An 8,287-nucleotide genomic window follows, 5' to 3' on the forward strand; every position below is an offset into this window, starting at 1 on the left:
GCCGCGAACGCGCCGGGGTCGAACCCGTCGACGGTCGCAGCGGCGGCCGCGACTTCCGGCACCGCGACCGGCGCCACCGCCGGCGCCCCGTACGGCACGGCGCACGCATCCGCCGCACCGAGCACCGCCCCGAGCCCCGCCGCTCCAGTGCTGATGAATCCCCCGTTCACGCCGGCTCCCCTCCCCGCACGCCAATGCGGGCCACGGCATCGCGCGACGCGGAATCGACGTCGGCCAGCGCGCCGAATTGCGACGCCACGCCCGGGGCGTACCCCGCCAATTCCCCGTGCGCCCGACGACCGCGCCCGCGCATCGCCTCCACCGCGGCCTCCAACTGCGCTCCCCGATCGGCGAACGCGGCCCCCGCCGCCATGGGCGCGAAACCGGGCACCCCGGCCCATCGCCCCTCGCCGTCCCCGGCCCGTCCGGCGACCTCGGCGGCGACGCGCGCCACCCGATCCCCCGACATCCGCAGGTCCTCCCCGATTCCGTTCACGCCATTCCCCCTCGTTTCGCGCTGTGCGTCTCTTGCTCTGACACCCCGTTTAGACGCGCCCCGGCGCCCATCGGTTCCATCCGATTTCCCGCCGCCCCGGTCCGGGGGTGGTCGTCTCGGCCGCAGGCTGCGGCAGGGCATGAAAAAGCTTGACGACGCCCCATGCGGACATGGGACGTCGTCAAGCGAAAAGCGACCGGGAGAACCGACCCACCGGAGGCGAAAAGGAAAGCTAGACCGAGGCGACCACCGCGGACAGCTCGCCGGCGATGCGGCGCGCGGTCTCGGCGTCGGGGGCCTCGACCATCACGCGGAAGAGCTCCTCCGTGCCCGAGGCGCGGAGCAGGACGCGGCCGGTGTCGCCGAGCTGCTCCTCGGCGCGCGCGATGGCCTCCTTGACCGCCGGGGCATCGCCGATGCGGGCCTTGTCGGCGACGGGGACGTTGATCAGGGTCTGCGGCAGGACGGTCATCACCGACGCCAGCTCCGCCAGCGACTTGCCGGTCGAGGCCATCCGCGCCATCAGGTACAGGCCGGTCAGCGTGCCGTCGCCCGTCGTGGCGAAGTCCGGGATGACCAGGTGGCCCGACTGCTCGCCGCCGAGCGAGTACCCGCCGGCGTTGAGATCGGCCAGCACGTAGCGGTCGCCGACCTTCGTGGTGCGCAGGTCGATGCCGTTGTCCTGCATGGCCAGCTTCAGGCCCAGGTTCGACATGACCGTGGCCACCAGCGTGTTGTGGTGCAGCAGGCCCTGCTCCTTCATGGCCACCGCCAGCACCGCCATGATCTGGTCGCCGTCGATGACGTTGCCCTCGGAGTCGACGGCCAGGCAGCGGTCGGCGTCGCCGTCGTGGGCCAGGCCCAGGTCGGCGCCGTGCTCCAGGACGGCCTTCTGCAGCACGTCGATGTGCGTCGAACCGCAGCCGTCGTTGATGTTGTACGAGTTCGGCGAATTGTGGATGGCCACCACGTCGGCGCCCGCCGCCGCGTAGGCCAGCGGGGCGGCCTCCGAGGCGGCGCCGTTCGCGCAGTCGACGACCACGCGGATGCCGTCGATCTTCGACGGGACGGCCTTGGCCAGGTGGAACAGGTAACGGTCCAGGCCGTCGTTGGCTTCCTCGATGACGCGGCCGATGCCGGTGCCCGTGGGGCCGCCCTCCTCCAGGTGCAGCAGTGCGTGCTCGATTTCCTTCTCCACCGTGTCGTCCAGCTTCGTGCCGCCGGCGGCGAAGAACTTGATGCCGTTGTCGGGCATCGGGTTGTGCGACGCGGAGATCATCACGCCCATGTCGGCGCCGTAATCGTCCGTCAGGTAGGCCACCGCCGGGGTCGGCAGCACGCCCACGCGCAGCACGTCGACGCCCTTCGACGCCATGCCCGCCGCCATCGCCGCGGCGAGCATCTCGCCCGACACACGCGGGTCGCGGCCGATGATCGCCGTCGGGCGACGCTTGCCCGGGTTCGCTCCGCTGGTCAGGACGGTGGCGGCCGCGGCCCCCAGCTTCATCGCCAATGGCGCGGTGAGGGTCTTGTTCGCGAGTCCGCGGACACCGTCGGTGCCGAAGAGACGGGCCATGTCAGATGCAACTCCTGATCGTCGGGTGACGGCCGCCGCAGCACGGGGCCGGATTCCGTATCCCGACATTGTGCCACCCGCGGGGCCCGCCCACACCAGCGACCCGCGCCGACCGTTGCCGACTCACCCCCAACCGGTGGACAATGGATCGTTCCCGTCCGCCGCCCCGCGCCCGACCCCGATCGGCGCGCCGGCCCGGACCGTCCCGCCCCACCCCGGAGGACCCATGACCGACCCGCACCCGGCCGACGCCCACGACCTCATTTCCGTGCGCGGCGCCCGCGCCAACAACCTGCGCGGCGTCGACCTGGACCTGCCCAAGCGCCGCCTGACCGTGTTCACCGGCGTGTCCGGGTCCGGCAAGTCCTCGTTGGTCTTCGACACCATCGCCGCGGAGTCGCAGCGCCTGATCAACGAGACCTACCCGTCGTTCGTCCAGGGCTTCATGCCCACGCCGGCGCGCCCGGAGGTCGACGTGCTGTCCGGCTTGACGACGGCCATCGTCGTCGACCAGGAGCCCATGGGCTCCAACGCCCGCTCGACCGTGGGCACCGCCACCGACGTCGGCGCGCTGCTGCGCATCCTCTTTTCCCGCCTCGGCGACCCCCAGATCGGGCCGCCAAACGCGTTTTCCTTCAACGTCGCCTCCGCTTCCGGCGCGGGCGCACTGACCAAGGCGGACGGCACGAAGGAGCGCCGCGAGTTCTCCATCCTCGGCGGGCAGTGCCCCGGGTGCGAGGGCCGCGGCACGGTCTCCGACTTCGACCTGACGGCGCTTTACGACGCGTCGAAATCGCTGTCGGAAGGCGCCCTCACCGTGCCGGGTTATTCGATGGACGGCTGGTACGGCCGCATTTTCGAGGGCTCCGGGTACTTCGACATGGACAAGCCGCTCGGCGAATACTCCGACGTCGAGCTCGACGACCTGCTGTACCGCGAAGCCACGAAGATCAAGGTCGACGGCATCAACGTCACCTACGAAGGCGTGATCACGAAGATCCGGAAGTCGATGCTGGCCAAGGATCTCGAGTCGATGCAGTCGCACGTCCGCGCCTTCGTGGAGCGCGCCATCGTCTTCCGCCCGTGCCCCGAATGCGGCGGCACCCGCCTCAACGACTCCGCCCGATCGGTGACCGTCCACGGCAAGAACATCGCGGAGCTGGCGGCCATGCAGATCACCGACCTCGCCGAGTGGGTGCGCGACTTCGCCGCCACGAAGCAGTCGGCGACGATGGCGCCGCTGCTGAAGACGCTGCAGGAGACCCTCGACTCCTTCGCCGACATCGGCCTGGGCTACCTGTCGCTGGACCGCGCCTCGGGCACCCTGTCCGGCGGCGAGGCCCAGCGCGTGAAGATGATCCGCCACCTCGGCTCGGCGCTCACCGACGTCACCTACGTCTTCGACGAGCCCACCGTCGGTCTGCACCCGCACGACATCGCCCGCATGAACGAGCTGCTGCAGCAGCTGCGCGACAAGGGCAACACCGTCCTCGTCGTCGAGCACAAGCCGGAGACCATCGCCATCGCCGACCACGTCGTCGACGTCGGCCCCGGCGCCGGTTCCGCGGGCGGCCGGATCCAGTTCGAGGGCGACGTCGACGGGCTGCGTTCCTCCGACACCCTCACCGGCCGCCACTTCGACCACCGCGCCGAGCTCAAAACCGGGGACGCGATGCGCCAGGCCACCGGGGCATTGGAGATCCGCGGCGCCGCCGACAACAATCTCCGCGACGTCGACGTCGACGTGCCGCTGGGCGTGCTCACCGTCGTCACCGGCGTCGCGGGCTCCGGCAAGTCTTCGCTGATCCACGGCGCACTCGGGGACGGCGGCGTCGCAAAGCAGGCGAACGGGGCCGAGAATCTGGACGTCATCTTCGTGGACCAGGCTCCCATCAAGGGATCCCGGCGATCGAACGTGGCCACCTACACCGGGCTCGCCGACCCGGTGCGCAAGGCGTTCGCGAAGGCCAACGGCGTCAAACCCGGCCTGTTCAGCGCGAACTCCGACGGCGCCTGCCCCACCTGCAAGGGCGCCGGGATGATCTACCCCGAGGTGTCCTTCCGCGGCGGCGCCGCCACCCCGTGCGAGGACTGCGAGGGGCGCGGCTTCCAGGACGCCGTGCTGGAGCACAAGCTCGGCGGCCGCGACATCTCCGAAGTGCTGGGCATGACCGTCGCCGACGCGCTGGAGTTCTTCGCCGACGGCGACGCCCGGTTGCCCGCGGCCGTGAAGATCCTGGCCACCCTCGACGACGTCGGCCTCGGCTACCTCACCCTGTCGCGCACCCTGCCCACCCTGTCCGGCGGCGAGCGCCAGCGGCTCAAGCTGGCCACCCACCTCAAGGGGCGGAAGACGGGGAAGCCGGGGAAGGCGGGCGCGGCGAAGGGTGCCGCCAAGGGGAAAGCCGGCGCGAAGGCGGACGGTGCGAAGGCCGGCGCGGTCGCGAGCGCGGGTGCGGGTGCGGGTGCGGGTGGCGAAGTGTTCGTCCTCGACGAGCCGACCACCGGCCTGCATCTCGCGGACGTCGACAATCTGCTGGCCCTGCTCGACCGCCTCGTCGACGGCGGATCGACCGTGGTGGTCATCGAGCATCATCAGGCCGTGATGGCCCACGCGGACTGGATCATCGACCTCGGCCCCGGCGCCGGCGTCGACGGCGGGCGCGTCGTGTTCGAGGGCACTCCGGCCGATCTCGTCGCCGCCTCGCGGGGCGAAAGCGGCGGGAGCGAAGGCGAAGGCGGCGCTGGCGCGGGAGGCGAAGATGGCAGCGTCAACGGAACCATCACCGGCCGCCACCTCGCCGAGTACGTCGGGGCATAGCGCCCGGGGCCGCAGTTCCCGACCCGAGTGCTGCGAGCCCGGCACATTCTCTTTGACCCCGACTTCCCCGGGGTTAGCCTCCGCCTGGAACTTCTCCTTCGCGCAGAAAGACGTGGGGTGGACAGAAAGAGTTGGTTGACCACGTCTTTCTGTCCACCCCACGACTTTCTGCACCGGGGTCGGGCACGCGAAACGCCCCACCCCGGGGCGAACCCGGGATGGGGCGTATCGGCAAAGCGGGCGGACCGGCCACCGGCGCAAGAGCGCACGGCAACCGCCCCGCCCCCGCTGCATGCCACCGGCGAACCGGCGGCGGCGCGGGAACCGAAGCTTCGGTTTAGCGCTTCGAGTACTGCGGCGCGCGGCGGGCCTTGTGCAGACCGGCCTTCTTGCGCTCGACGGCGCGGGCGTCGCGGGTGAGGAAGCCGGCCTTCTTCAGCTGGCCGCGCTCCTCCGGGTTGTACTCGTTGAGGGCGCGGGCGATGGCCAGGCGCAGGGCGCCGGCCTGGCCGGACGGGCCGCCGCCGTTGATGTTGGCGGCGATGTCGAACTGGTTCTCGCGCTCGAGCAGGACCAGCGGGTCCTTGATCTCCTGCTGGTGCAGCTTGTTCGGGAAGTAATCCTCGATGTCGCGGCCGTTGCAGGTGATCTTGCCGGTGCCGGCGGTGACGTTGACGCGCGCGATGGCGCGCTTGCGGCGGCCGACGGTCTGGATCGGGCGATCCAGGACGGCGGGCTCGGCGACGGGGGCGTCGTCGCCCTCGACCTCGGTCGACTCATCGACGAGCGCGTCGCCGATGGTGGAGGTGAAGTCCTCGGTGGCGGCCTCGGCGGCAGCCTGGACGTCGTCGTAGGTGGCCTCGGTGTTCTCGACCTGGGCCTCGTTGGTGTCCTGGGGGTTGGTCACTGCGCCACCGCCTTGATCTCGTAGTTCTCGGGCTTCTGGCCGGCGTACGGGTGCTCCGCACCGGCGTAGACGTGAAGCTTCTTGATGGACTGACGCGACAGCTTGTTGTGCGGCATCATGCCCTCGATGGCCTCGGCGATGACGCGCTCGGGGTGCAGCTCGAGGGAGCGGCCGAGGGTCATCGACTTCAGGCCACCCGGGAAGCCGGAGTGGCGGTAGCGCATCTCACGGTCCCGCTTGTTGGAGGAGATGTGGATCTTGTCGGCGTTGATCACGATGACGTGGTCGCCGCAGTCGACGTTGGGGGCGAAGTAGGCCTTGCCCTTGCCGCGCAGCAGGTCGGCGGCGTGGGTGGCGAGGCGACCGAGCACGACGTCAGTGGCGTCAATGACGTACCACTTGTGCTCGATGTCACCGTCCTTGGGGTGGAAAGTAGACAACATGACTCCTTTACGGGTCCGTGTGATTCTGCCGGCCGGTGTGCGCCGCGTGCCCTGCCCCCGGCGGCCGGTGGAGACCCGGGGAGGTTGTGCTTCCGCTTTTTCGCTTTACGCGCTTTTTCGCTTTACGACGGCCCGCGTGCGGGCATGCGTCGTGGAGCGTGCGGGAGTCTGGTGCACACAGGCGTTCAACTCTACCGGTGGCGTCGCCGCAGACCAAAACGCGAGCGAGGCGCTCGGGAGCCGTTGGCGTCGTGAAACGCGGACGGTGAAGAGCAAACGGCCGATGCGACCGTCCCGGGCGGGGACGGGGGCATCGGCCGTCGTCAAGCAAAGTGGTGGAGCCGGTGAAACTGGTCGAGCCGGAGTCGCCTTCCCGTCAGCCCCAGCTGGCGGCGGCGCGGCGGTTGATGTCGGACATGCGGTCGTTGCCCTCTTCGACGGTGCGGGCGATGGTCTCCAGGATCTGGTTGAGCTCGCCGGCGGACTCGTCCCACGTGCGCTGGGCGTCCTCGTAGGCGACGGCGGAATCACCCTCCCACGTGGACGTCATCGGCGCGATGCGCGCCTTCAGGTCGCCGAGCAGCGTCTGGATGTGCCCGGAGGTGGTGCGGATGTCGGCGGCGCCTGCGGCGATGGAGCCGAACTGGTAGCGGATGGTGTCGGTCATGTGGTCCCCCTCTGTGAGCCGGCCGGGAGCCGGCCGGTTACGTGAATGATCGATGGTCGGCGCCGATTCGGGCGCCGCTGATTGCCGGTTACAGGTTCAGCAGTCCGCCGCCGGCGGCGCCGACGCGGTTGAAGTCTGCTGCGCCGGTCTCCTCGCCCGCATCGAAGCTGCCGGCGTTGGAGCGGATGTTCTCTGCGATGTCGGTGAGCGCGCCGGACAGCTTCGCCGCGGCCTCGTCCCACCGGAGCATGACGTCGTCGAACGCCAGCTTGGCCTGGCCCTTCCACTCCCCGGCCATGCCGTCGACGACGCCGCGCAGACGCGCCAGCTCGCCGGAGACTTCCTGGTTGACCCCGTCGACGTCGCCCGCCGTCGTGGTCATCGTGCTGGATTCGGTGGTGAAGATCCCGCCGGTCATGTCATTCCCCCTCGTGTCGTGGAACCCGGGCCCCTCGCCCGGGTTCGCGTGCCGGATTCGTGTTCCGGCCCGTGCGCGATGCCCGCGGCATGTGCCGCGGGCGCCGATTCCGGTGCGGTGGTCCCCGCACCGGGTCCGGGGGCCGGTGTCCCTTCCCCGGCCGCCACATGATTGGACGCGCCCCGGTGCCATTCGGTTCCATCTTTTTTCCGCGCATCCCCCTGACCACCCCCGCCGCCGCCATCACCGCGGGCCCGTCATTCCGGCCCGGCCACCGCGGCCGAGCGCAGCGCGCGACCGCACACCGGCCGGACCTGCGGGATCGTCGCCCCGCGGAACTGGCAGCCCACCGACACCTGCCACCCGTCGACCAGTTTGTGCTGCCACAGGACCACCGACCCGTCGGGCGGACGCTCCTCGTGGACGACGACGTCGAGGCCGTCGATGACCTCGCGGCGCACCCCATCCATCGCGGGATCCCCCGCCGCGTGGGCGGTCAACCCCGCCACGATGCCATCGGCGTCCATGCCCCACGGCACCTCGCCGGCGGACACGAGGACGCGCATCGTCCCGCCGTCCACGAGCACCAGCGCCTCCGCCGTCGCACGCTCGTCGACGCGCCACCCCGCCGGCAATTCCACCCGCACGCCATTGCCCACCAGCTCGATTCCCCGGGCCTCGGGCGCGGCCGCGGAGTTCGGGGGCGCGCCGTCGGGGCCTCTCGAGCCGCCCTGACCTGCACCGTCCGCGTGCTTGCCGCCGCCGGCATCGTCCCCGCCGCCGCGCTCTCCTCCGGCTCCCTCACCCTCCCCGCGCGCATCACCATCGTCGGTTCCATCGGCGGCGGCCAACACGGCCTCGTCGCGCAATGCCGGCCCGACGGGACCGTCGACGATGAGCACGATCGCCGCAGCCGCGACCACGCACGCCAGCACCGCCACCGCGGCCGACGCGACCGC

Annotated in this window: 8 protein-coding genes; 1 reads left to right on the plus strand and 7 read right to left on the minus strand. The window is 70.9% G+C overall.

Going from position 1 to position 8,287, the window contains the following annotated elements; all coding sequences use genetic code 11:
- Window positions 1–166: 166 nt before the first annotated feature.
- Complete coding sequence (locus tag GX015_RS03800; RefSeq protein ID WP_291342913.1) at window positions 167–496, minus strand: hypothetical protein; 330 nt, start codon at window positions 494–496, stop codon at window positions 167–169.
- A 232-nt stretch (window positions 497–728) separates the two neighbouring features.
- Window positions 729–2,072, minus strand: a complete 1,344-nt coding sequence (gene glmM / locus GX015_RS03805) for a phosphoglucosamine mutase (RefSeq protein ID WP_291342915.1) — start codon at window positions 2,070–2,072, stop codon at window positions 729–731.
- Window positions 2,073–2,298: 226 nt separating this feature from the next.
- Here glmM and GX015_RS03810 point away from each other — a divergent pair, with 226 nt between their 5' ends.
- Window positions 2,299–4,893, plus strand: a complete 2,595-nt coding sequence (locus GX015_RS03810) for an excinuclease ABC subunit UvrA (protein ID WP_291342916.1) — start codon at window positions 2,299–2,301, stop codon at window positions 4,891–4,893.
- Window positions 4,894–5,230: 337 nt separating this feature from the next.
- Here GX015_RS03810 and rpsI read toward each other — a convergent pair whose 3' ends face one another.
- From rpsI to GX015_RS03835, 5 genes are all read right to left on the minus strand, one after another.
- Entirely contained in the window at window positions 5,231–5,692 is a 462-nt protein-coding gene (gene rpsI, locus GX015_RS03815) for a 30S ribosomal protein S9 (protein ID WP_291342922.1), read from the minus strand.
- Between the two features lie 104 nt (window positions 5,693–5,796).
- Complete coding sequence (rplM, locus tag GX015_RS03820) at window positions 5,797–6,240, minus strand: 50S ribosomal protein L13 (RefSeq protein WP_291342923.1); 444 nt, start codon at window positions 6,238–6,240, stop codon at window positions 5,797–5,799.
- Between the two features lie 379 nt (window positions 6,241–6,619).
- Entirely contained in the window at window positions 6,620–6,910 is a 291-nt protein-coding gene (locus GX015_RS03825; RefSeq protein WP_155869137.1) for a WXG100 family type VII secretion target, read from the minus strand.
- A gap of 88 nt (window positions 6,911–6,998) precedes the next feature.
- Window positions 6,999–7,328: a WXG100 family type VII secretion target gene (locus GX015_RS03830; RefSeq protein WP_291342919.1), complete on the minus strand. Its 330-nt coding sequence runs from the start codon at window positions 7,326–7,328 to the stop codon at window positions 6,999–7,001.
- A 257-nt stretch (window positions 7,329–7,585) separates the two neighbouring features.
- A partial coding sequence (locus GX015_RS03835; RefSeq protein ID WP_291342920.1) for a type VII secretion-associated protein occupies window positions 7,586–8,287 on the minus strand: 702 nt, incomplete at its 5' end.

Source organism: Corynebacterium sp. (assembly GCF_012837295.1).
In the GTDB taxonomy this organism is placed as follows: domain Bacteria; phylum Actinomycetota; class Actinomycetes; order Mycobacteriales; family Mycobacteriaceae; genus Corynebacterium.

Bases quoted from the DNA above. Each gene is read 5' to 3' on its own strand.
- glmM (WP_291342915.1), bottom strand. From the start codon at position 2,072: ATGGCCCGTCTCTTCGGCACCGACGGTGTCCGCGGACTCGCGAACAAG.
- GX015_RS03810 (WP_291342916.1), top strand. From the start codon at position 2,299: ATGACCGACCCGCACCCGGCCGACGCCCACGACCTCATTTCCGTGCGC.
- GX015_RS03825 (WP_155869137.1), bottom strand. From the start codon at position 6,910: ATGACCGACACCATCCGCTACCAGTTCGGCTCCATCGCCGCAGGCGCC.
- GX015_RS03830 (WP_291342919.1), bottom strand. From the start codon at position 7,328: ATGACCGGCGGGATCTTCACCACCGAATCCAGCACGATGACCACGACG.